Source organism: Streptomyces sp. NPDC033216 (assembly GCF_055577115.1).
Window position 1 is genome coordinate 474098 of sequence record NZ_JBVIQK010000001.1, and the last position, 24015, is coordinate 498112.

Here is a 24015-nt window from a genome sequence, read left to right on the forward strand (position 1 = left end):
TGATCAGGGCGGCCGTCAGCCGCATCGCTCGGTCGGGGGGCGGTCATCGGACGGTCGCTCCGAACGCGGTACCGCCCGCGGGGATCCCGCCCTCTCCGGGCTTCCAGGTCTGCGTCGGCGCACTGCCCGTGGTGGCGTTCCACGAGTACCCGTGCACGGCACGTCCGTCGGCCGGGCCGTAGGGGACGCCCACGTACAGCAGCGACGGGCTGCCGCCGACGCTGATGCCCGCGTAGGTGCGGGCCGCCGGTCCCGAGGGGATGCCGGCGCCGGGCTCCAGCCATGCGTCCGAGGCGCCGGGCGCCCCGATCGCCGGCAGGATCTGGACGCCGCCGGCCTCCGGGGCGTCCTCCGTCGACTCCTCACCGGGCACGCCCACGGCGAGCCGCATCGTGGCCGCCGTACTCACCACGTTGGTTGTGGTGTTGACCGCGGTGATCCGCTGGCCGAAGAAGTCGCCGGCCTCCGCGTCGCCCTCGACCCCGTCGATGTTCTGGTCGATCCAGTTGAGGAGGGCGACCGTGCCGTCCGCCTTGAGGTGGTAGACGTGCACCGCCCCGGCGTCGACGGTGGTGCCGAGATCCTCGCCGGGCACACCGACGGCGAGCACCGCGTCGGTGGTGGTGGCCGCGCCCGAGGGGCGGTAGGGAGCAATGGCGAGCGCGCTGCCGTAGCGGTCGTCCGTCTGGGCGGCGGCGTCCGGGCCCGGGGTGCGCCCCTGTCCCATGCCGAAGAGGGGCTCGGGAATGCCGTCGGCGTTGATCGACGGCCTGAAGGCCGCGACGCCGCCGGCGAAGGCGACGGTGCCGATGCTCTCTCCGGGGGCGCCGACCACGAAGTGCCGGTCCGTGGCGGTGATCGAGGCGCCGAAGCGGTCGTAGGGCTCGGCGTCCTCCCACACGCCGGTGGTGTTCTGCCCGACGGACGCCGCCTGGTAGTCGGTTCCGTAGACGTAACCGAACAGGCCGATGTCCGCGCCGGCCGCGCCGTCCTCGCCCGGCACACCGATGACGAGGAACGGGAAGCCGGTCGGAGAGGTGCCGGCCGCCACCGCGTAGCCGAGCCAGTCCTCGGGCTCGGGGCCGCCGCCCAGCGGCTGGGTCTCGCCCTGGACGAAGCCCCTGCTGCTGAACTCCGACCCGACCGCGGTGGTCGAGCCGTAGATCACCTGGACGTATCCCGCGTCCTTGACGGTGCCGACGTCCTCGTACGGGATGCCGACGGCGAGGTCGGAGCAGCCGTCCTTGTTCGCGTCGTACACCGCCAGGGAGAAGCCGAACCGGTCCCCGGCCTCGGGGCCGTCGGCCACGTTCGGCGTGTCCTGGGAGATCTCGACGACACCCTTGCCGCCGCCGAGCACCACGTGGACCAACCCGGCCCGCGTCTGGCCCGACACGGTGGCGTCGGGGTCGGCGATGGCGGTGTCGCGTACGCCGTCGCCGTTGAAGTCGGACTGTGCGCCCGCGCAGGCGCCCGCGGCCGTGGCCGGGGTGACCTCTCCGGTCGCGAGTCCCAGCCCCAGCAGTGCCACCACGACCGCGCCTGCGGCACCCCGCCGACGGCGGGTGTTCCTTCTCGGCGGGCGCGCGGTGCCGGGCACCGGGCGGTGCCACGCCCTCTCGTATCCGTCAGTGGACATGCGTGTCCTCCCCGAAAGCCGATCCTGTCCGTCTGGAGGGCCGTCAGCGGACGGTCGCGCCGAAGGCGACACCGTCGGCCGGGACTCCGCCCTCTCCGGGCTTGATCGTCACCGTCGGAGCGCCGCCGGCCGTGACGTTCCACGAGAAGCCGTGGACTCCGCGGGACTCGGCGGGGCCGTAGGGCATGCCGACGTACAGCAGCGAGGGGGTGGCGGCCAGGGAGAGGCCGGCGAGCTGGCGCGGAGCGGGAACGCCCGGAATGCCGTAGCCGGGGTCGATCCACTGGTCGGAGGCACCGGGCGCGCCGACCAGCGGGACGATCTGGACGCCGCCCTTCTCCGGGTGCTCCTCGGACGACTCCTCGCCCGGGACGCCGATGGCGAGGCGGGTGGTGGTGGCCGTGGAGGTGGCGTTCGGGGAGGTGTTGACGGCGGCGAGCCGCTTGCCGAAGAAGTCGCCGGCCTCGGACTCCTGGTCCACGTCGGCGGTGTTCTGGTCGATCCAGGCGACCTGGGTGAAGGTTCCGCTCGCCGTGAGTCGGAAGACCTGGACGGCGCCCGCGTCGACGGTGGTCGACAGGTCCTCGCCGGGCACGCCGACCACGAGCAGCGACTCGGTGGTGGAGGTGGCGCCGGAGGCCCGGTAGGGGACCATGGCGAGCGCGTCACCGAACTGGTCGCCGACCTCCTCCGCGCCGCTGATCTCGTCCTGGTCCTGAGCGAGGCCGCCGAGCGGCTTGGGGTAGCCGGAGGTGAGCGTGTGGTTGAAGTAGGCCACGCCGCCCGCGAACGTGGTGGTGCCGAGCGCCTCGCCCGGTGTGCCGACGGCGAAGTGGGTCGGGGTCGCGGCGAGGGCGGAGCCGAAGCGGTCGTCCTGTTCCGCGATGCCGGCCACGGCACCGGCGGCCTCGGTGTCCTGGTGGTTGAAGGTGGCGGTCTGCGCGGTGCCGCTGACGTAGTAGAAGCCGCCCGCGTCCTCGAGGGTGCCGACCGACTCGCCGGGGTCACCGATCAGCAAGTACGGCGTGCCGGCCGAGGTCTTGCCGGCCGCGAGCGCGTAACCGACCCAGTCCTCGGCCTCCGGGCCGCCGCCCAGCGGCTTCTCGGCGCCCTGGAGCCACTCCTTGACGGCCTTGCTGCCGGCGTTCAGCCCGCTCGTGGAGCCGTAGAGCACCTGCACCAGCCCGGCGTCGGGCACGGTGTCGAGGTCCTCGTAGGGAATGCCGATCGCCAGGTCGCTACAGCCGTCGAGGTCGGCGTCGTAGACGGCCAGCGAGGAGCCGTACCGGTCGCCCGCCTCGGGCGCGCCCGGCACGTTGGCGGGCGCCTGGGAGACCGTCAGGGTGCCCTTGCCGCCGCCGTAGACGATGTGGACCGCGCCCGCCTTGGCCACGCCGTCGACGGTCGCCTCCGGGTCGGCGATCGCCGTGTCCCGGACGCCGTCCCCGTTGAAGTCCGAGTCCACCCCGGACGGACACGCGACCGCGGCCACGGCCGGCGTGCCGCCGGTCGCGAGCCCCCAGGCCAGCAGCGTCCCTGTCACCACTGCGGCAGCGCTGTGCCGCCACGTTCTGCCCACGGTCAACACAGCTCTGCCCCCGCAGATGAAGAGATCCTCAAGAGAAGTCACCGGATCATCGCTATGTGTGACGTGCGCATGCAAGAGTTCCCTCGATCATCAGAACATGACAAGAATCACACGAACCTCACACCGTCTTCATGCGTTCTGGCATATGCCAACGGATGGGCTGCTTGCCCCAGTTGGCCCCGCAGTCACAGTGCACTCGCCCTTGTCGACGGGGCCTTTCCCACCCCTCACACCCCGCGCCCACCTCCAGCTCCGTTCCGCCGACCACGACCTGCTCCGCTCCCGTCGGCCCGCCTCGATCACGTCGGCCGCACCGCCGCATCCCGCCCAGGCCCTCACCGACTTGTCCGCACCCACCCGGAACAGGACGCCGCCTGATGACCACACTCCGACACATCCCGCCTCTCGCCGCGAGCGCAGCCATGGCGACGGGCCCGTCGACCCACGCCCCCGGCAGAGCCCGCTGACCCGACGAGTGCCTCGACGCACGCTCCTGCCCAAGGGTTCGGTGGCCCTCTTCGTCACCGGCGGTCACACTCCACCGGTTCAGGGCCGCGTACGCGCCTCTCTACAACCGGTCCGCGTCGACGCACGCCCAACTGGCGACCAGGAAGGTGCCGTTCTCCCGGACCACACAGGCGGCCCCCGTCGGCGTCCGGCGACGCACCGAGGGGGCGCGCCATCTGCCACCGCGTCACCGCGGGCGCGTAGGTGGGCCGGTGGGCCGGTGGGCCGGTGGGCCGGTGGGCCGGTGGGCCGGTGGGCCGAGGAGTACTACCCGAAGGTCTTCCCGGACGGTGCACACCTTCCACCTCCTACCACCCACAGCGCACGGCCACGTTCCTGCCGAGCGTCTCGATCGCGCGCGTCAGGTCCGGCAGCGACGGGACGACCGGCACGACGAGGACGGGGAAGAGCACCGAGCTCGAACATCGGCTTCGACCGGGGTGCCATCGTCAGCGGCCGGCCCATGGCCCACATGGCCACGGGCGGGGCTGACCGGCCGCCTGGCACCCGCCGGACCGGCCCTCACCGACGGCCACCAGTCCCCACGCCCGCCCCGGCCGCGTATGCTCACCGGGCGTAACAGCCACCCCGGAAGCGAGAGATCGAAGTGAACTACAGGGTCCAGCCCAGCGCTCAGGTCGACGACACCGCCGAGATCGGCGCCGGCAGCAGCGTCTGGGACCTCGCACAGGTCCGCGAGGGCGCCCGCCTCGGCGAGGGCTGCGTGATCGGCCGTGGAGCCTACGTCGGCACGGGCGTGCGCATGGGCGACAACTGCAAGCTTCAGAACTACGCGCTGGTGTACGAGCCGGCCGAGCTGGGCGACGGTGTCTTCATCGGCCCCGCCGTGGTCCTCACCAACGACCACAACCCCCGCTCCGTGGACCCCGAGGGCAAGCAGAAGCGGGGCGGCGACTGGGAGGCCGTCGGCGTGAAGATCGCCGACGGCGCGTCGATCGGGGCGCGCTCCGTCTGCGTCGCACCGATCACCATCGGCCGCTGGTCCATGGTCGCCGCCGGTGCCGTCGTCACCAAGGACGTGCCGGACTTCGCCCTGGTCGTGGGGGTGCCCGCCCGCCAGGTCGGCTGGGTCGGCCGGGCCGGCGTCCGGCTGACCGAGCGCGCCGGGGAGAACGGCGTCTGGGAATGCCCGCAGACCGGCGAGCTGTACGACGAGAAGGACGGCGTCCTCGTCGAGCGGGCGGCCTGACTCACGCAGACGCAGAGGGGGCCGGCAGCGTACCGAGTACGCTGCCGGCCCCCTCGGGCGTCCGCGGCCGTTACGCCTTGTCCCCGAGCAGCAGGCGGTCGAACTCCAGGCCCACCACGGACCAGTCCCACGTCGCCAGGGCGTGCTTGGCGGCGGGCTCCGTTGCGGCGCGCCAGTTCTCCTCGGTCTGGGTCAGCGCCAGGATCCGCTGCGCGGCCTCCTCCGGCGTCGAGACGACCCAGTCGGCCGGGAAGAGGGTCCGCGGCCCGGTCTCCAGCGACGCGAAGAACGGCCAGTCACGCACCACCGGAAGCGCCCCGCTGACCACGCCCTCGACCAGACCGCAGTGGAAGCTCTCGCGCACCGAGCTGCTGAGGATGACACCGACGCCGGTGAGCGCCGCGGGCACGTCGTCGGTCTGTCCGACCCGGTGCACGGCGCCGACCGCCTCCAGTTCCTCCAACTCGGGCTGGAGCAGGTCGTCGTAGGCCCGGACCGCGGCGCTCGCCTTGCGGTTGAGGCCTTCGCCGATGATCACCAGGCGGTAGCGCTCGTCCTTCTCCCGCAGCAGCCGGAGCACTTGGAGCGTCCAGCGCGGATCCTTCGCCACCGCGCTCACGCCGACGAGCCCGAGGACGAAGCGGACGTCGGCGTCGGCCTTGTCCCGCTGGAACGGCGCCAGGTCCATCGCGTTGGCTATCACGTGCGTGGTGGCCGTGTCGGGTTCTGCCAGCTGTGGCAGCACCTTCTCCGTCAGCTCGCGCAGGTGGTCACTGACCAGGATCAGATCGTTCACGCGGGTGAAGTCCACGACGTGCGGCCACCACGCGAACACCTCGTAGCTGTGCAGCCGGACGACGACGCGTGTGGTGCCGGGGTCGACGACCGTGAAGAGGCCCGCCGCGTTGGTGCACCAGTCGACGAAGACGGTGTCCGCCCAGTCCAGATGGGGGCGCAGGACCTCCTCGACCTTGTCGTGGAACGCGGGCTGGCCGCCCAGCGCGTGCTCCGTGATCCTCTTCAGGCCCTTGGCCAACGGCCGGATCGCGTCGTCCTCGTTGACGTCGAGATAGCGGATCTCGACGTCGGGGTGCTCCTCGTAGCGCTCCCGGATCGCCCGCAGGAAGCTGGGGTTCGCGTAGGTGGTGACCAGCAGCCGCAGCGGGCGGCCGGTCGGCGCGGGGGCGGCGGGCAGGGCCCGCCCGCGCGGCGCGGACAGCGCCTTGAAGGCCACGCTCCTGCGGAAGACCGCGAGGTAGCCCTCCGGGTCCTTCGCCATCGGCGAGGACGTGCCGTCGAAGTGCAGGCCACGGTTGAAGGCGAGGGAGAACGCGGTGGAGAGCTGGTCGGCCGCCGCCGAGAAGTCCTTCTTCTTGTACCGCTGGTCCGCGAGGTTCAGGGCGGCCTCGATGGCCTTGGCGCGAACCCGGGGGTCGTCGTGGCCGCGGGCCAGGTCTGCACGTGCGGCGTCGGCGAGGAGGGCGGCGCTGAGCTTGCGGTTGGCGATCCGGTCGGCGGCCTGGTTCAGCACGATCGTGGCGCCGGTCCTGCGGCCGCCCTTCGCCATGCTCAGACTCACCCGGCGGGCCAGCTTGGCGCGCATGCCGTCCGGCACCTTCGGTGCGACGACCGCGGTCCGCCAGGCCTTGGCACCGATCGAGGTGCGCATCACGGCGGGCGACGAGGCCCGGCGCAGCACCGCACCCGCCCCGTGCCGCACCGAACGCTTCGTCGTGCGCAGCGTCACCGCCGGGGACGGCACGGTACGCACGGCGTCACGCAGCGCGTAGTGCATCCGGTGCTCGCCCCGCGCCTGAAGCGCGCGCAGCCCGGGGGCGACGCCGAAGACCGCGTCGGCCCGCCGGTTGCGCTCGGCGAGCCGCCAAACGGTGTACACGGCGTTGGCGTCCAGGGCGACGAGGACCTGTGCCTTGCGCGCGTGGCCGCGCACCCAACGGCTGCGTTCCGCGCTCGCCCAGGTCCTGCGGGGCGGCGGCAGCTTCGCGACGCGCTTGACGAACGCGGTGCCCCGCTCGGCGTTCGCCTCGGTCAGGGAGCACACGTCGGCCGCGTCGAGGACGCCGTCCACCGCTTCCCGGTCGAAGAGTCCGGCGAGGTGCACCGTCGCTCCCGCAGCCCGGAACTGCTCGACGGCGGCTTTGAGCATCGAGAGCGTCGGCGCCGTGCCGGCGATCAGGAGTACATGGGTCATGCGAGGAGGTCCTCCACCTGTTCTGCGTTCCGTTCCGGGGATGTGCCGTGGGCCCGTCGGCCCGGTGAGGAGGTGCGGGGGCGAGCCCCCGCTGACACTCCTCACCGGGCCGACGGGCCGGTCACGGACGTCCCGTCAGACGGTGCTCTCGTAGCCGGAGCCCTCCGGCTCCGCCGTCGGGGCCGGCCTGCGCCGGTCCCTCGACGCGGCCGGCGCCTCGGTGCCGGGCAGCAGCCGGCTGTAGATCTCGTCCAGGACGACGGCCTGCGCCTCCCAGGTCCACTTCCCCAGCAGCTCCGGGTCCTCGTAGGCCTTGCGGTAGCGGTCCGGGTTGGCGAGCACGGCCCTGACGGCGCGGACGTAGTCGTCGACGTCCTGGGCCCTGAAGACCTCGCCCTGGCCGGTCCTCTCGACCATCTCGGCCATGGTCCGGATGTCGCTGACCACGAGCGGGAGCCGGGCCTGGGAGTACTCGAAGAACTTGTTGCTCAGGGCCAGCTCGTGGTTCGGCAGGTGGTGCAGCGGGCTGACCGCCGCGTCCGCCGTGGACAGGAACTCGGGCACCTGCCAGTGCGGTACGAACGGCAGGACGTGGACACGGTCGCCGACGCCCAGCTCCTCGATCAGCTCGATGATCTTGGCGGTGGCGGGGAACGGCTTGCCCGAGGGCGGCAGTGAGACCAGCGCGACATGCACGTCGGGCATCTGCACGAGACCCTGGATCATGGTCTCGACACCGCGCACCGGGTTGATGCCGCCGCAATAGGCCAGCAGCGGGGTGGCCCTGTCGATCCCGCACAGCTCGCGCAGGTCCGGCGTGGGGTCCACGTCGGCCACCTCGTCCGGCGCCGGCTGCATGACCGGGGCGTTGAGGACGACGTACGGCGTCTCCTTGAGCTTGTGGCCCTTGACCAGCAGCTCCGCGAGCGAGGGGGAGACGGTGATCACCGCGTCGGAGAACACCGCGTGTTCCTTCTCCCAGGCCACGTGGCCTGGGATCCAGCGCTCGTGGTGGGAGTGCAGGCCCGGCACGAACTCGTGCGCGTCCCAGACCAGTTTGACCGGGTTCCCCGCGGCCCGGAGCCGGACGGCGGCACGGGCGCCGACGCCGAGCATGCGGAAGTCGTGCGCGTGGATCAGGTCGGGCTGGAGCTCGTCGATGTGCTTGGCGAAGGCGAGTTCGTAGTCCCACAGGTAGGGCAGCAGCTTGCGCCAGGCGCGCTCGCCCATGGACACCTGCCAGAACTTGATGATCGCCTTGTCGAGCGGTGTGTCGAACTTCGTGCGCTTGCGCTTGGCGCGGCGCGTGGCGCGCGAACGCAGCCCGACCCACTTGCTGGTGGCCTTGGCCGCGGCCTTCGGCACCACCAGCCGGGCGGGCGAACCGCCGGCGCTCGGCTTGCCGGGCCCGTCGGCCTTGGCCGCGGCCGCGCGGAAGCGGAGGTCGGCACGCCAGGCCTTCACCTGCTGCTTGCGGAACGAGGCGACGTCGGACGAGCGGTACGCCAGCGGGCTGCGGTAGCGCAGCCCCTTCAGTTCCTGCCTGCGGTGCGACAGCGGACTCGGCTTGGGCACCAGCCGGACCTCGGCGTCACCGAGGTTCCAGCTCTGGATCTCGCGAGTGTTCGAGATGCCGAACAGAATGACGTCCCATCCCGCTTCCGCGGCGGACCGGGCCGACTTCTGGACGCGGGAGTCGTTCCTGACCCCATTGTCCACGAGCATCACGATTCGGCCGCGGGATCCCTTGGGCCGGCGCTGCCCGTCAGCGCTGTCGAGCTCCATATATACGTGTGCCTTTCGTGATCTGAAGCTTCTGGCACGTGGCAGGAGCCCGCACGGAGGATCGAGCTCGCACACCAGTTCCGTTCAAAGCGGGCGTCTCGTGCATCGCACTTACGCGCGGACGGCACGGCCACATAACCCGGCCCGCATCAAAGCATACCGTCAGTGAGCCACAGCCCCCTGCCCGGCCCGCTACCGCTCCCGGGCACGCGCCGTCAATCGCCGACACGCCCGTATGATCGTGGTTCGGTCGTCAGTCGCTTATTCGGCAGGAGCAGTACACGTGAAGGTCATCAGTGTCGTGGGAGCACGTCCCCAGCTGGTCAAGCTCGCCCCCATCGCGGCCGCTTTCGCCGAGACGCCCCACGAGCATGTCATCGTGCACACCGGCCAGCACTACGACGCTGACCTCTCCGATGTCTTCTTCTCCGGCCTGGGGATCCCGGACCCGGACGTCCACCTCGGTGTCGGTTCCGGCGGCCACGGCGCGCAGACCGGTGCGGTGCTCGCCGCCATGGACAAGGTACTGGAGACGGAGAAGCCCGACTGGGTGCTGGTGTACGGCGACACCAACTCGACCGTCGCGGGCGCGCTCTCGGCGGTGAAGCTGCACTACCGCGTCGCCCACCTGGAGGCCGGTCTGCGCTCCTTCAACCGGCGGATGCCCGAGGAGCACAACCGCGTCCTCACCGACCACGCCGCCGACCTGCTGCTCGCCCCGACCGAGGAGGCCATGCGCCACCTCGCGAACGAGGGCCTGGCGCAGCGTTCCACGCTCGTCGGCGACGTCATGGTGGACGTCTGCCTGCGCATCCGCGACGCCGTACTGGCCGGGGAGCACCCGCGCCCGGCGCTGCCCGAGGGCATCGACGCGCACGCCCCGTACCTGGTGGCGACGCTCCACCGCCCCGACAACACCGACGACCCCGAGCGCCTCGCCGCCATCATCGGCTCGCTCGCCGCGCTGCCCGTCCCGGTGGCCCTGCTGGCGCACCCGCGTCTGGTGGCCCGTGCCGAGGAGCACGGCCTGAAGCTGAACCAGGGCTCGGTGCACGTCGGCCGTCCGCTCCCCTACGCCGGCCTCGTGGGCGCCGTTCTCGGCTCCGCGGGTGTCGTCACCGACTCGGGCGGCCTGCAGAAGGAGGCCTTCCTGCTGGGCCGCGCCTGCACCACCATCCGTCCGGAGACCGAGTGGGTCGAGACCCTCGAGGGCGGTTGGAACGTGCTCGTACCGAACCCGCACGAGACGCCGGAATTCACGGAGCTGGCCACCCGCCCCGCCCCCGACACCGAGCGCGGCACGCCGTACGGTGACGGGAACGCCGCGGTTCGGGCCGTGCAGGCGATCGTCGAGGGCTGATCCGGCCGCACGTCCCGTCACCGTCCATCAGTCTCTCGGAGCACCCCTTTGCGAAACGTGATCAAGCGCCTCAGCCCGCCGGCTCCGGGTGCGGTCCCGTCCGGCACCAGGACCACGGGGCCGCGGCCCGACGGCGTCCGGCCGCACATGATCTACCTCGCCATCGGCTTTCCGCCGGCGGCGAAGAGCTGTGCGTACCGGATGCGCGAAACGGCCAACAAGTTCGTCGAACTCGGCTGGGACGTCACCGTGCTCACCATCGCGGAGGAGTCCTGGGAGCGGGAGTACGGCTTGGACCACACGCTCTCCGACCCGGTCGACCCGCGGGTACGGATCGTCGAACTCCCGTTGGCCCGTGAGGACCTGGAGACCGACATCCGGCTGTTCACCGAGGACCGGGCGCTGAACCCGATCCGCTGGATGCAACGGGAGCGGGAGCGGCACCTGGAGCACTTCCCCGAGCCGGTGTTCGGCGGCTGGCGGTCGGCGCTGGAGCAGGGTGTCCGGGACATCCACCGCGAGTTCCCGGCCGACATGCTGCTGGCGAGCTGTGCCCCGTACGTGAACCTGGCCGCCGCCTGGAAGCTTTGGGAGACCCACAAGGTCCCCTACGCGATCGACTTCCGGGACGGCTGGTCGGTCGACGTCATCGGCGGCGGCGAGGCCTTCACACGGGACTCCGAGGCCGGCCAGTGGGAGGAGCGTGTCCTGTCGGACGCTACCGCGATCTGGTGCGTCAACGACCCGATCGCGGACTTCTACCGGGAGCGCTACCCCGAACTGGCCGAGCGGGTCCACGTCGTGCGCAACGGCTTCGACCCGGACAGCGTTCCGGAGGCGCACGGCGAGCCTGCCGCAGAAGAGGGCCTGACTTTCGGTTACCTGGGTTCCGTGAACTTCAAGCCCGCGTTCCTGGCCACCGTCCTGGACGGCTGGCGTGCCGCGCGGGAGCGCGACCCGCTCGTTGCCCGTTCCCGGTTCGAGATCCGCGGCCACATCGGCGCGGGCGCCAGCCGTGAGGCCAACGCCCATATGACGCTGATCCGGCAGGCCGAGGCCGACGGGGTGCTGTTCGGTGGCCCGGTGGCCAAGGCGGAGGTCGCGGCGACCTACGGCCGCTGGGACGCGCTGGTCCTGATGCTGGTCGGCGGCCGGTTCGTCACCTCGGGCAAGGTCTACGAGTTCATGGCCTCGGGGCTGCCCGTGGTCTCCTGCCACGAAGTGGACCACGACGCCTCCCACGTGCTCGCGGGGCACCCGCTGTGGACCGGAGCCGTCGGTCTGGACGCGGAGGGCATCGCGGACTCGTTCGTGAAGGCGGCCCGGATGGCCGTGGAGGCGACCCCCGAACAGCGGGCCGAGGCCCGTGCCCACGCCGCCAGGTTCACCCGCGGTCTGCTGATGGCCCCGGCCGCCGAGCAGCTCTCGCATGCCGTGCGGCCCGCGCTCCTCGCCGGGGGCGCTGGCGCATGACGAAGGTCCGACGGGGGATCCGCGCAGTGGCCCGCGGCGCGCTGCACCCGCGGGTGCTGCGCACGGGTGCGGGGGCCCGCGCGTGGCGGCTCGTGGTGACCGCGCCCGGGCTGTCCGACAGTGTGCGTTCCCGGCTCGCCCGCCGGGTGGGCGGCGGCCTCGACCAGGCCAACCGGCCCGAGGGCGCGGTCCTCACGCTCAGCTCGGCGGCCCGCCGTACGACCGGTGTGCGCCACCGGGCCGACCTCCTCGGCGAGGCCGCTCGGGTCGAACTGGCCCGTGGCCGGGCCCCGCGCGCGCTGGCCGCCGCCGTATCCGCCGAACTCGCCTGGGCCGACGCCCGGTGGGCCGACGGGGACGTCAGGGCGGCCGCGGCCTCCGCGGTCACCGCGCTCCAGCTCGCCTTCCACCGGGTGCTGCATTTCGACCGCACCAGTTCGCCGCTCGCCGACGATCCGCAGGCCTACACCGCGCCGCTGCGCGCCAGTACGACCGTCCGGGCGCTGACGAAGGCGTCCGGCCGGTCCACCCCGCCCGCCGCTCCCGTAGGACGGCCGCTGCGCCTGCTCTTCGTCACCCGCGGCAACGCCAACTTCCTCCACCGGATCCGCGGCCACTACGAGGACCACCCCGATGTCGAGGTGCGCTCCCTGGACCTGCGGGACGTGCCGGCGCTCGACAAGCTGGCCACCTCCCTGACCCGGATCGCCGCCCACCGTCTGGGGGGCGACGAGGAGTTCGGCCGGCAGGCCGAGGAACTCCTGCGTCCCCATCTGGACTGGGCCGACACCGTCTTCGTCGACTGGTGCGTCGGCCCCGCGGCGCTGCTCACCTCCGTCGACCCCGGCACCACCCGGATCGTCGTACGCCTGCACAGCGCCGAGACCTTCAGCCCGTGGCCGTACCTGGTCGACTTCTCGCGGGTGGACGACCTGGTGTTCGTCGGCGCCCACCTGCGGGATCTCACCGTGGCGACCGTGCCCCAGCTCTCCGCGGACGGCGCGCCCCGGCTGCACGTCGTCCCCAACGCCATGGACCTGGCGTCCCATGTCCGCCCCAAGGCGGACGACGCCCGGTTCACCCTCGGTCTGACCGGCATCTCGTCGGTGGCCAAGGATCCCCGGTGGGCGATCCAGGTACTGCGGATCTTGCGCGCCCAGGACTCCCGCTACCGGCTGTTCCTGCTGGGCGAGGACGTGGACGCCAAGCTCAGCCCCGCGTCCCGCGCCTACGCCCGGCAGTACCGTCGTGATGTGGCCGAGCTGGAACCCTCGGGTGCGCTGCGCCGGCTCGGGCAACTGGACGACGTCCCCGCCGCGCTGACCGAGGTCGGCGTGATCCTCAGCTCCTCGGTGCGGGAGAGCTTCCACTGCGGATTCGTGGAGGGTGCCGCGAGCGGGGCGGTGCCGGTGGGCCGGGACTGGCCGTTCTTCGCGGGCAAGGACAACGGCGCCCGCACGCTGTTCCCCGCCGACTGGGTCGTGGGCTCGGCTCAGGAGGCCGCCGACCGGATCCTCGAGGTCACCTCGACCGCCGAGGGCTGGCGGAAGGCCGCACAGGCGGCGTCCGCGCACGCGCTGGAGTCCTGGGACTGGCCGGTCGTGCGCGCGGAGTTCGACCACCTGCTGCTCCCCGACCGCTGAAGGACCCGTCCGTGACCTCGATACCGGCGCCCGGTCGCGATCGGCTGCCCTCGCTGACCGGGCTCCGTTTCTGGGCGGCGCTCCTCGTCGTCCTGTACCACCTGTCACGGCAGGTCGGTACCGTCCCGGGGATCAGCGAGGCGGTCTGGTACGGCCGGAGTGGCGTAACGTTTTTCTTCGTTCTGTCCGGCGTCGTTCTCGCCTGGACCTACGACGGCGCACGCGTGCCCGTCAAGGTGTTCCTGTGGCGCCGCTTCGCCCGGATCTGGCCGCTGCTCGCCGTCAGCACCGGCCTGTCGGTCGCCGTCTGGGCCGTCATGGGCCAGGCCGTGTCCCTCAAGGCCCTGACCGCGACCCTGGTGCTGGTGCACGCCTGGTTCCCCGAGCCGGTCATGTTCACCGGCGGCAACCCGGCCGCCTGGTCACTCACCGACGAAGCCTTCTTCTACCTGATCTTCCCCGCCCTGCTGACGCTGCTGGCCGGCCGGCGCGCCAGGACCTGGGCGTGTACCGCGCTCGCCGTCACCGTCGCCGCCCTCGTCCTGTGGCCGGCCCTGTCCGGACTCCAGCCCACCACCCGCAGCTGGGCACTGGACTACCTGCCACTGACCCGCTCGCTCCAGTTCGTGCTGGGCGTGGTGGCGGGACTGGCTCTCAAGCGCGGCTGGCGTCCCCCCGTCTCTCTGCCGGTGGCCGTCGGGTTCGTCGTGGCGTGGCATCTGGCCCTGATCCCCTGGCACCACGCGGTTCCCGACGCCCTCTGGTACAGCCCCTACACCGCCTCGCAGTGGCTCTCGGCACCGATCTTCGCGGCGCTGATCTGCGCAGCCGCCCGCGCCGACCTGGACGGCCGCCGCACCGGCCTGGGCGGGCCGTGGATGATCCGGCTGGGTCACTGGTCGTTCGCCTGGTACCTCATCCACGAGATCGTGATCCGCGCGGCCGTCTTCCACTGGGGCAGGCCCGCTCCCGGCAGCGCGACCCTCGTCCTCTGGGCGGGCGTCCTCCTGGCCGGCCTCGCCGCCGCGGGCGCCGCCTACCACGTGGTGGAACACCCCGCCGAGCGATGGCTCCGCCGGGTCGGCCCGGCCGTCCGCCGCCCCCGGCACCCCGCACCCCCCACGCCCGTGAACGCTCCCTGAGACGTCTCCGGCCCCTGCACCGTACGGATGACGGGGCAGGGGCCGGAGACGTCTGCTGTGCGCCTGTTCAGCCGCCGATGACGACCCGCCGGACGCCCTTCCAGGCCTCCGGGTCGGTCGTACGGCGACCGTCGACCAGGACCGTGACGTCCGGCAGGTCGGCCGGGGTCAGGGAGCGGTACTCGGCGTGGTCGGCCTGGAGGATCGCGGCCGTGACCTTCTCACCCGCGTGGGGGGTGAGACCGTGCGCCGCCAGCTCCTCGGCCGAGTACATCGGGTCCGAGACGAACGGGACCGCGCCGCGCGCCCTGAGCGCCTCGACGGTCGGGAACACGCCCGAGAACGCGGTCTCCTTGACGCCACCGCGGTAGGCGGCGCCCAGCACGAGCACGTTCACCCCGGTCAGGTCGCCGTAGGCGGCGGCCAGCAGGTCGACGGCGTACTCCGGCATCGCGGCGTTCGCCTCGCGCGCGGAACGCACGACGGTCGCGGCCGGGTCGTTCCACAGGTACATCCGCGGGTAGATCGGGATGCAGTGCCCGCCCACGGCGATGCCGGGCTGGTGGATGTGGCTGTACGGCTGCGAGTTGCAGGCCTCGATGACCTTCTTGACGTCGATGTTGTTCTGGTCGGCGAAGCGCGCGAACTGGTTGGCCAGGCCGATGTTGACGTCCCGGTAGGTGGTCTCGGCGAGCTTGGCCAGCTCGGAGGCCTCGGCGGTGCCCAGATCCCACACGCCGTTGGCCTGCGGCAGGTCGGCACGCTCGTCGAAGTCGAGGACCTGCTCGTAGAACTCCACACCGCGGGCGGTCGACGCCTCGTCGATGCCGCCGACCAGCTTCGGGTAGCGGCGCAGGTCGGCGAAGACCCGGCCGGTCAGGACGCGTTCCGGGGAGAACACCAGGTGGAAGTCCTCACCCGCGGTCAGGCCCGAACCCTCGGCCAGCATCGGCGCCCAACGGGTGCGCGTCGTGCCGACCGGCAGCGTGGTCTCGTACGACACGAGCGTACCCGGCTTCAGACCCTGGGCGATCGCCTTCGTCGCGGAGTCCATCCAGCCGAAGTCCGGAACGCCCTCGGCATCGACGAACAGCGGCACGACCACGATGACGGCCTCGGACTCGGCGACCGCGGACGCGGTGTCCGTCGTCGCGCTCAGCAGCCCGGCGTCGACGGCCTGCTTGAGCTTGACATCGAGGTCGTGCTCACCCGGGAAGGGCTCGACACCGGCGTTGACCAGCTCGACGACCTTCTCGTTGACGTCCGCGCCGATGACCCGGTGGCCCTTGGACGCGAACTGCACGGCCAGCGGAAGACCGATCTTGCCGAGTGCTACTACACAGATGTTCATGGACGGTGGCTACTTCCTTCTGGAACCGTTCGGCTTCTTGGAACCGATCGACTTCAAGCCGACGGCACGGGACTTCAGCCTCCGCGCGAAGCGCAGCAGCGCCTCGCGGGCCAAGTCCCTCTTCGGTGGGTACATCCGGGCCGTGTCGACCACCACACGGCCCTTGTCGTTCACCAGGGCCGACGCACGGTACGGATCCGCGTCCCGGCCCCAACGACGCGCCAGCGGCATGGGCAGCCCCTCGCCGCGCACGGGAATCTCGTACGTCCGTCCCGCGAGGTCCAGGTAGACCCGGACCCCCAACTTGGCGGTGACCTGGTCGAGCGGGACCCGGGCGTGCAGCACGCTGGCGGCGCCGTTCTCGGCGGGCTTCACCGTCATGTCACCCACCGGCGCCGGAAGGCTGTGGCCCTCCTTCAGCCGGCGTGCCCCTGGCTTGTCCGCCGACTTGGGCATGGCCCCCTTGGCCAGCCGCAGCGCGGCCCCGCCCACGTCACCGACGACGGGCACCCGCACGGACGCGGTGTAGGTGAGCCCGTCGTCCTGCTGTTCCCAGTCGCAGCCGAGCAGCTCGGTGCCCTGCGCCAGCGGACCGGGGACGGACTCCCCGAGCAGCTCGTAGGTGCGGTCGGGCAGGCCGATGAGCGGGTCACGGAAACCGGGGTAGCGGGCGAAGGCCCGACCCCCTTCCACGAGGAACGACACCTGGCGGTCCTGCTCGGAGGTGATCGCCTCGCACAACTCGTCGATCGCCCCCACGTGCGCCAGGGCGATGCGCACCCGGCGCTTGACGTCCATGGCGTCGCGGATGCCGTCGGTGAAATACACGTCGGCGAGCCGCGCGACGCCCGCGCAGACCTCCCGCTGCACCTCGCGGTCCAGGCCGGGGAAGTCGTCCTGGACGAGTTTGGCCAGCTCCCAGGTGAAGTGCCGGCGCAGCACGGCGTCACGCTTCGGACCCGCCTCGATGAGCCCGGCGGTGAAGTCCATGATCTCCGCCGTGGCCCGCAGCCGAGCCAGATGGTCGGCGCGGTAGGTGATGTTGCTGGCATCGCCCCGCTTGACCGCGAAGTAGCAGATGTAGTCGGCCACCACCGAGATCTTCCGGGCACGCACGCACGCCTCGATGGTGAACGGCTGGTCACTGCCCACCGGAAGGTGCTCGGGGAAGCGCAGCTTGTGCTTCTCGACCAGATCCCGGCGGAACAGCTTGGTGTTGGCCAGGGTGAACGGCAGCGCGGAGTCGTACAGGCTGACGTCCGGGTCGTTCTCCTTGTACAGCGCCTGATGCACGTACCGGCCGTTGGTGCCGACCATCTTGCCGACCACCACGTCCGAGTCGTTGCGGTCGGCGCACTTCACCATGCGCTCCAGGGCCTCCTCGCCGAGGTAGTCGTCGGAGCCCACGAAGTACACGTACCGACCGGTGGCCACCTCCAGCGCCCTGTTGCTGGGCGCGGCCGGGCCACCGGAGTTGGGCTGGTGGAGCACCTTGACGGTGTCCGGGTAGAGCGCCGCGAACCGGTCGAGTTCGCGGCCGCTGTCGTCGGTGGAACCGTCGTCGACGGCGACGACCTCCAGCCGGTCGCGCCCGATGCTCTGTCCGAGAAGCGAGTTAAGGCACTCCGTCAGATAGGGCATCGTGTTGTACACCGCGACGATGACGCTGACGTCAGGCGCAGCACTCATGCTCCGGCTCCTGGTCTCCGACAGCCGATGGCCGGCTGGGTCCTGCGGGGAAGGTCTCACAGAACATAGGAGTCCCGCCGAGCACACACCGTTCCCCCGATGAGTGACGCTCAGCTGCCATGGAGGGCCAGGTCCTCCGGATGAAGGGAAACACTGACATTGTCCATCGCGGAACGGAGAACCGCCGCCGCCACCTCCACCGTGCGCATGCCCTGCCGCAGGGTGCAGATGTCGGCGGGCTCGCCGAGCACCGCGTCCCGGAACAGCTCGTGTTCCACCTGGAGCGGCTCGCGCTTCGGGATGGCGTAGCGGATCATGTCGCCCTCGGAGACGCCGCGGAAGGCCTGGAGGGCCTCCCATTCGGTGGTGACCGCCGCGTTGGAGTGGAAGGTCAGGTCGGCGGTGAGGGTGTCGGCGATGAAGCAGCCGCGCTCACCGGTCACCGAGGTGAACCGCTCCTTGAGCGGGCTCAGCCAGTTGACGAGGTGGTTGACCATGGTGCCGTCGTCCAGGCGGCCGACCGCGGAGACCATGTCCTCGTGCTCACGGCCGCTCTTGGAGACGGTGTGCGCGGCGATGGAGACGTACTGACGACCCGTCACCCAGCCGGTGAGGTCGATGTCGTGCGTGGCCAGGTCCTTGACCACGCCGACGTCGGCGATGCGGTGCGGGAACGGCCCCTGGCGACGGGTGACGACCTGGTAGACGTCGCCCAGTTCGCCGGCCTCCAGGCGGGCGCGCAGCGAGCGCAGTGCCGGGTTGCACCGCTCGATGTGACCCACGCCGGCCACCAGGCCGCGCGACTCGAAGGCCTCGACGAGCCGCCGGGCCCCCTCGACGGTGTCGGCGACCGGCTTCTCGATCAGCGCGCAGACGCCGGCCCCGGCGAGCGCCAGACCGACCTCCTCGTGCAGATGAGTGGGGCAGGCCACGACCGCGTAGTCCACACCCAGCGCGATCAGCTCTTCGACCGTGTTCAGGACCGGCGCACCCTGCGCGGCACCGAACTTGTCGCCCATCGGGTCCACGACGCCGACGAAGTCGACGCCGTCCAGACCCGCCAGGACACGGGCGTGGTGACGCCCCATGGAGCCGAGGCCGACGAGTCCGGCCCGCAGAGGCTTGGTCACAGCTGCTCTCCCAGCGCGTTCACGGTGGTCACGATGCGCTCCAGGTCCTGCGCGGACAGCGCGGGGTGCACGGGCAGCGAGACGACCTCCGCGGCCGCCCGCTCCGTCTCCGGCAGGTCCCAGGAGCGGCCCGCCTTCTGGTCCGGCTCCCAGTACGGCTTGAGCCGGTGGATCGGGGTCGGGTAGTACACCGCGTTGCCGATGCCGGCCTCGGTCAGCTTGGCCATGGCGGCGTCACGGTCGCCCTGGATGCGCACGGTGTACTGGTGGTACACGTGGCGCGCGCCCTCGGAGACCTTCGGCGTCACCACGTTGGGGGCGGTGATGTGCTCGGTGAGGTAGGTGGCGTTGGCGATGCGCTGCTCGGTCCAGCCGCCGAGCTTGGCGCGCTGCACGCGGCCGATCGCGGCGGACACGTCCGTCATCCGCACGTTGGCGCCGACGATCTCGTTGGCGTACCGCTGCTCCATGCCCTGGTTGCGCAGCAGGCGCAGGGTCCGCGCGACCTCCGCGTCACCCGTGGAGATCATGCCGCCCTCGAGGCTGTGCATGTTCTTCGTCGGGTAGAAGCTGAAGGTGCCCGCGGCGCCGAACGCACCGACGGGCGTGCCGTGCAGCGCGGCCGAGTGGGCCTGGCAGGCGTCCTCGACGACAGCGAGCCCGTGCTGCTGCGCGATCGTCATGATGCGGTCCATCGCGGCCGGGTGGCCGTAGAGGTGGACGGGCATGACGGCGGCGGTGCGCGCGGTGATCGCGGCCTCGAAGGCGGCCGGGTCCAGACAGAAGCTGTCGGCCTCGATGTCGGCGAAAACCACGTCCGCGCCCACCAGACGCACCGCGTTGGCGGAGGCGGCGAACGAGAACGAGGGGACGACGACCTCGTCGCCCGGACCGATGCCGAGGGCCATCAGCGTCAGATGCAGCGCCGAGGTGCCGGAGTTGACGGCGACGCAGTGGCGCCCGTCGACCAGCTCCGAGAACTCCTCCTCGAAGGCGGCCACCTCGGGCCCCTGGACGACACGGCCGCTGCGCAACACGCGGACCGCGGCCTCGATCTCGTCCTCGCCGATCACAGGCTTGGCGGCCGGTATGAACTCCTGGGCGTCGGTCATCGACATCCCCTCCTCTACGGCGACCTCAAAGGCGCGTCGTGCTCTGTCGGGAAGGGGCCGCATCGATCTCAGCACGGCCGCATCCCTGGGTGTTCACCGCTGCCTTTGGGCGGGCGAACGGCTCGTACACAGGACCCGCCCCCCGAAGGTTCCTTGCGGGAATACAGCCGTATCCGAGCCGCGGGGCCGGATGTGCTGGTCGGCTGCGGTCGCGGCGGACATGACTGTCGCCACCGGGACCACGGTTCACGTTACCAGCACGGAGACGGCGATTTTCCCGAGGGTTACCACACAGAAACTCGTCCTTCAGGTGCGCTCCATCACAAGCGAGACACAGCGTAACTCTCGCACGGGCGCCGGACGACGCGGCACGACACGAGCGGCGGCGCATGGCACCCGGTCGGCACCGGGCGTCACACGCCGCCGCTGTCCGGTCGGCCCCGAAGGACCGACGGGACGGTCAGTCCTCCGTGTCGGCCGAGACGGACGAGACGCCCTGCTGGGCCGCCGCCGTCGTCTTCGCCGCCGGCTTCGCGGCCTTCTTGGCCGTCGTCTTCTTGGCGACCGTCTTCTTCGCGGTCGTCTTCTTCGCCGCGGTCTTCTTGGTGGCGGCCTTCTTCGCCGTGGCCTTCTTCGCCGTCTTGCGGGCGGCCGTCTTCTTGACCGGGGCGCCCTCCTCCGGCTCCTCGGCGGTCTCCGCCTCGGCCGGGGCCGGAGCCTCCACCGGGGTCTCCGCCGCGGCCGACGGGACGACCACGACGGCCGTCTCCTCGGACGCGGTGGGCGCGGTGGCCTTGCGCACGGCACGGCGCCGCGGACGGGCCGGAGCCGCGCTCTCGACGACCGGCTCGGACACGGGCTCGGTGGCCGGTTCGGCGACCGGTTCGGCCTGCTCCGCCGGGGACTCCACCGGAGCCTGCGCGGGCTCCGGCTCGGCGACCGTCACCACGGCGGCCTCCGCTCCGGCGGGCGAACCGGCCGGTGCGGACACCTTGCGCGTGGCCCGCCGACGCGTACGGCCCTTGGGCGCGGCCTCCCCGGCGGGGTTCTCGGCGGGGTTCTCGGCGACGGGGGCCTCGACGACCGGGTCCTCGACCGCGATCGGCTCGGCGTGCGCGACCGCGGCCTCGGCCGGCTGCACCGGACGCTCGGCCTCCGCCTCGGCGGACACGTCCTGCGCCGTGGGAACCTCGGCGACCGGCTCGGACACCGCCTCCCGCCTCGGCGCGCCGCTCCTCGGCGCGCCCGCGGGGGCCGAGGCCCGGCGGCTCGACCGGCGGCGGCCACGACCGCGGCCGGCGGCGGCCTCCGCCTCGGCGACGCTGCTGTACAGCTCCTCGTCCGGCTCGAACTCGGGCACCTCCAGGGCGACCGGCTCGGCCACCTCGGCGGCGACCTCGGCCACGCTCTCGGTCTCCTCGTCGGCGTCCGGCACTGTCTCGGCGGCGACGGTGTCGTGCTCGTGCTCGTGGGTGTCGCCACCCCTGCCGCGCTTCTTGCGCTTGCCGCCGCCACCGACGGCGGACGGCTGGTCGAGGTGGACGATGACACCGCGGCCGTTGCAGTGGACGCAGGTCTCGGAGAACGACTCCAACAGGCCCTGACCGACCCGCTTGCGGGTCATCTGCACGAGGCCCAGCGAGGTCACCTCGGCGACCTGGTGCTTCGTACGGTCCCGGCCCAGGCACTCCAGCAGGCGCCGCAGCACCAGGTCCCGGTTCTGCTCCAGCACCATGTCGATGAAGTCGATCACGATGATGCCGCCGAGGTCGCGCAGCCGGAGCTGACGCACGATCTCCTCGGCCGCCTCCAGGTTGTTCCTGGTGACCGTCTCCTCGAGGTTGCCGCCCTGACCGGTGAACTTGCCGGTGTTGACGTCGACGACCACCATCGCCTCGGTCCGGTCGATCACCAGCGAACCGCCGCTGGGCAGCCACACCTTGCGGTCCAGCGCCTTGGCGAGCTGCTCGTCGATCCGGTAGGTGGCGAAGACGTCGACCTCGGAGGTCCACTTCGACAGCCGGTCGGCCAGGTCGGGGGCGACGTGCGAGACGTAGCCGTGGATGGTCGACCAGGCCTCGTCGCCGCTGACGACGACCTTGGTGAAGTCCTCGTTGAAGATGTCGCGGACGACCCGGACGGTCATGTCCGGCTCGCCGTACAGCAGCGTCGGGGCGTTGCCGCTCTTGGCCTTCTTCTGGATCTCTTCCCACTGCGACTGGAGCCGCTCGACGTCGCGGCGCAGCTCGTCCTCGCTCGCGCCCTCGGCGGCGGTGCGCACGATGACGCCCGCGTCCTCGGGGACGATCTTCTTCAGGATGCTCTTGAGCCGGGCCCGCTCGGTGTCGGGCAGCTTGCGGCTGATGCCGGTCATCGAGCCCTCGGGCACGTACACGAGGTAGCGGCCCGGCAGGGAGACCTGGCTCGTCAGACGGGCTCCCTTGTGTCCGATCGGGTCCTTGGTGACCTGAGCGAGGACCGGCTGGCCGGACTTCAGGGCGGACTCGATACGGCGCGGCCCGTTGGCCATGCCGAGCGCCTCGAAGTTGACCTCACCGGCGTACAGGACGGCGTTGCGGCCCTTGCCGATGTCGATGAAGGCGGCCTCCATCGACGGCAGCACGTTCTGGACCTTGCCCAGGTAGACGTTGCCGACGTACGAGGTCGACTGCTCCTTGTTGACGTAGTGCTCGACGAGCACGCCGTCCTCCAGGACGCCGATCTGCGTACGGTCGCCGTGCTGGCGGACCACCATCACGCGCTCGACGGCCTCACGGCGGGCCAGGAACTCGGCCTCGGTGATGATCGGGACGCGGCGGCGGCCCTGCTCACGGCCCTCGCGGCGGCGCTGCTTCTTCGCCTCCAGCCGGGTCGATCCCTTGATGGACTGGACCTCGTCGGACGGCTCGCTCGCCTTGCGCGGCTCGCGGACCTTGACGACGGTGCGTTCCGGGTCGCTGTCGCCCGGCTCGACGTCGGGCGAGGAATCCCCGGCGCGGCGGCGACGGCGACGGCGGCGACGGCTGCCGGCGGTGGAGCCTCCCTCGTCGTCGGCGTGGCCCTCCTCGGCGTCCTCGGCGTCCTGCTCGACGGTGTCCTCGGTGTCCTCGGTGTCCTGTACTGCCTGCTCGGCGGCCAGGTCCTCGGCGTCGACGTCACCGGAGTCGCCGTCGGCGCTGTCACCGCGACGGCGGCGGCGGCCGCCCCGGCGGCGACGGCGGCGGGACGCGCCCTCGTCGGTGTCGTCGTCACCCTCGGCGGTGTCGTCGGCGGCCTCGTCGGCCTCCTCCGGCTCCGTCTCGTCCTCGGCGGCGGACTCGACGGTCCTGGCCGGCTCGGCGAGTTCCTCGACGTGCCCCGCGCCCCGGCGCCGGCGGCGGCGCCGCGACCCGGTCTGCTCCTCGGGAAGCTCCTCGACGGCCTCGACCGGGGCCACGGGCTCCTCGGCGGGCTCCTCCACCTCGGCATCGGCGGCAGCGGCCTCGGCGGCGGCGCGCTCCGCCGTCTGGAAGCGCGGCTCGGTGAACACGGGCGCCTGGAACACGGCGACCGCGGGACGGGCCGGACGACGCGGGGTGTCCTCCTCGACGGCCGGAGGCGGGGGCGCGGAGAACCCGACGGCGGCCTTGCGGGTGACGCGGCGCCGTCCACGGCGGGGGCCGGCTTCCTCCTCGGCCTGCGGCGCGGGCGCCTCGGGCGCCTTCTCCTCCGCTACGGCGGGCTCGGCCAGAGCCTCGGTCTGCTCCGGCGCCGGTGCGGGCGCGGCGGCGGCACGGGCGGCCCGACGGCGCGTACGGCGCGGGGCCTCCTCGGCGGCGGGCGCTTCGGCGGGCTCCGCCTGCTCTGCGGCGGCGGGTGTCTCGGTGACCTCGGCGGCGGCTGTCTCGGTGACCTCGGCGGTCTGCGGCGCGCCGGTGGGCGCGGTCGCCCGGCGCGTGGCCCTGCGGCGGCTCCGCCCGGCGGGCGCGGCCTCGGCGGTGTCGGCCGGGGCGGCGCCGGTGGGCTCCGCCGTCGCGGCGACCTCGCCTGCCGCGGGGGCCGCGCTCTCGGCGGTCACCGTGGTCTCGGCCCCGGCGGCCTCGGCGGTCTGCGGCGCGCCGGTGGGCGCGGTCGCCCGGCGCGTGGCCCTGCGGCGGCTCCGCCCGGCGGGCGCGGCCTCGGCGGTGTCGGCCGG

General features: G+C 72.1%; 14 protein-coding genes. 5 read left to right on the forward strand and 9 right to left on the reverse strand.

Going from position 1 to position 24015, the window contains the following annotated elements; genetic code table 11:
• Nucleotides 1–43 precede the first annotated feature (43 nt).
• The gene (locus ACZ5Y0_RS02050) at nt 44–1639 is read right to left on the reverse strand and encodes a VCBS repeat-containing protein (RefSeq protein ID WP_469126707.1); all 1596 of its coding nucleotides are present in this window, start codon (nt 1637–1639) and stop codon (nt 44–46) included.
• A 43-nt stretch (nt 1640–1682) separates the two neighbouring features.
• The gene (locus tag ACZ5Y0_RS02055) at nt 1683–3185 is read right to left on the reverse strand and encodes a VCBS repeat-containing protein (RefSeq protein ID WP_469126708.1); all 1503 of its coding nucleotides are present in this window, start codon (nt 3183–3185) and stop codon (nt 1683–1685) included.
• A gap of 1156 nt (nt 3186–4341) precedes the next feature.
• Between ACZ5Y0_RS02055 and ACZ5Y0_RS02060 the strand changes: the two genes are divergently transcribed.
• Nucleotides 4342–4944, forward strand: a complete 603-nt coding sequence (locus tag ACZ5Y0_RS02060; RefSeq protein ID WP_469126709.1) for an acyltransferase — start codon at nt 4342–4344, stop codon at nt 4942–4944.
• A gap of 70 nt (nt 4945–5014) precedes the next feature.
• Here the strand turns inward: ACZ5Y0_RS02060 and ACZ5Y0_RS02065 are convergent, their stop codons facing one another.
• A complete protein-coding gene (locus ACZ5Y0_RS02065) occupies nt 5015–7156 on the reverse strand; it encodes a glycosyltransferase (protein WP_469126710.1) in 2142 nt (713 codons plus the stop codon).
• A gap of 135 nt (nt 7157–7291) precedes the next feature.
• Nucleotides 7292–8881 (reverse strand): glycosyltransferase family 4 protein, encoded by a 1590-nt coding sequence (locus tag ACZ5Y0_RS02070; RefSeq protein WP_469126952.1) that lies wholly within the window; start codon nt 8879–8881, stop codon nt 7292–7294.
• 343 nt (nt 8882–9224) lie between these two features.
• Here ACZ5Y0_RS02070 and wecB point away from each other — a divergent pair, with 343 nt between their 5' ends.
• The 4 genes from wecB (at nt 9225) to ACZ5Y0_RS02090 (ending at nt 14559) form a co-directional block, all read left to right on the forward strand.
• Entirely contained in the window at nt 9225–10301 is a 1077-nt protein-coding gene (gene wecB / locus ACZ5Y0_RS02075; protein WP_469126711.1) for a non-hydrolyzing UDP-N-acetylglucosamine 2-epimerase, read from the forward strand.
• A 147-nt stretch (nt 10302–10448) separates the two neighbouring features.
• Nucleotides 10449–11774: a glycosyltransferase family protein gene (locus ACZ5Y0_RS02080; RefSeq protein WP_469126712.1), complete on the forward strand. Its 1326-nt coding sequence runs from the start codon at nt 10449–10451 to the stop codon at nt 11772–11774.
• The gene (locus tag ACZ5Y0_RS02085; RefSeq protein ID WP_469126713.1) at nt 11771–13417 is read left to right on the forward strand and encodes a glycosyltransferase; all 1647 of its coding nucleotides are present in this window, start codon (nt 11771–11773) and stop codon (nt 13415–13417) included. The genes ACZ5Y0_RS02080 and ACZ5Y0_RS02085 overlap by 4 nt, the downstream gene beginning before the upstream one ends.
• 11 nt (nt 13418–13428) lie before the next feature.
• Nucleotides 13429–14559, forward strand: coding sequence for an acyltransferase family protein (locus tag ACZ5Y0_RS02090; RefSeq protein WP_469126714.1), 1131 nt, complete (start codon nt 13429–13431; stop codon nt 14557–14559).
• 67 nt (nt 14560–14626) lie between these two features.
• Here ACZ5Y0_RS02090 and ACZ5Y0_RS02095 read toward each other — a convergent pair whose 3' ends face one another.
• The 5 genes from ACZ5Y0_RS02095 to ACZ5Y0_RS02115 form a co-directional block, all read right to left on the reverse strand.
• Nucleotides 14627–15910: a nucleotide sugar dehydrogenase gene (locus tag ACZ5Y0_RS02095; protein WP_469126715.1), complete on the reverse strand. Its 1284-nt coding sequence runs from the start codon at nt 15908–15910 to the stop codon at nt 14627–14629.
• Nucleotides 15911–15919: 9 nt separating this feature from the next.
• Entirely contained in the window at nt 15920–17599 is a 1680-nt protein-coding gene (locus ACZ5Y0_RS02100) for a glycosyltransferase family 2 protein (protein ID WP_469126716.1), read from the reverse strand.
• 110 nt (nt 17600–17709) lie between these two features.
• Nucleotides 17710–18687: a Gfo/Idh/MocA family protein gene (locus ACZ5Y0_RS02105; protein WP_469126953.1), complete on the reverse strand. Its 978-nt coding sequence runs from the start codon at nt 18685–18687 to the stop codon at nt 17710–17712.
• Nucleotides 18688–18725: 38 nt separating this feature from the next.
• Nucleotides 18726–19841 (reverse strand): DegT/DnrJ/EryC1/StrS family aminotransferase, encoded by a 1116-nt coding sequence (locus ACZ5Y0_RS02110; RefSeq protein WP_469126717.1) that lies wholly within the window; start codon nt 19839–19841, stop codon nt 18726–18728.
• A 460-nt stretch (nt 19842–20301) separates the two neighbouring features.
• A partial coding sequence (locus tag ACZ5Y0_RS02115; RefSeq protein ID WP_469126718.1) for an Rne/Rng family ribonuclease occupies nt 20302–24015 on the reverse strand: 3714 nt, incomplete at its 5' end.

Bases quoted from the DNA above. Each gene is read 5' to 3' on its own strand.
- ACZ5Y0_RS02080 (WP_469126712.1), top strand. From the start codon at position 10,449: ATGATCTACCTCGCCATCGGCTTTCCGCCGGCGGCGAAGAGCTGTGCG.
- ACZ5Y0_RS02065 (WP_469126710.1), bottom strand. From the start codon at position 7,156: ATGACCCATGTACTCCTGATCGCCGGCACGGCGCCGACGCTCTCGATG.
- ACZ5Y0_RS02070 (WP_469126952.1), bottom strand. From the start codon at position 8,881: ATGCTCGTGGACAATGGGGTCAGGAACGACTCCCGCGTCCAGAAGTCG.
- ACZ5Y0_RS02105 (WP_469126953.1), bottom strand. From the start codon at position 18,687: ATGGGGCGTCACCACGCCCGTGTCCTGGCGGGTCTGGACGGCGTCGAC.
- ACZ5Y0_RS02110 (WP_469126717.1), bottom strand. From the start codon at position 19,841: ATGACCGACGCCCAGGAGTTCATACCGGCCGCCAAGCCTGTGATCGGC.
- ACZ5Y0_RS02085 (WP_469126713.1), top strand. From the start codon at position 11,771: ATGACGAAGGTCCGACGGGGGATCCGCGCAGTGGCCCGCGGCGCGCTG.
- ACZ5Y0_RS02100 (WP_469126716.1), bottom strand. From the start codon at position 17,599: ATGAGTGCTGCGCCTGACGTCAGCGTCATCGTCGCGGTGTACAACACG.
- ACZ5Y0_RS02095 (WP_469126715.1), bottom strand. From the start codon at position 15,910: ATGAACATCTGTGTAGTAGCACTCGGCAAGATCGGTCTTCCGCTGGCC.
- ACZ5Y0_RS02050 (WP_469126707.1), bottom strand. From the start codon at position 1,639: ATGTCCACTGACGGATACGAGAGGGCGTGGCACCGCCCGGTGCCCGGC.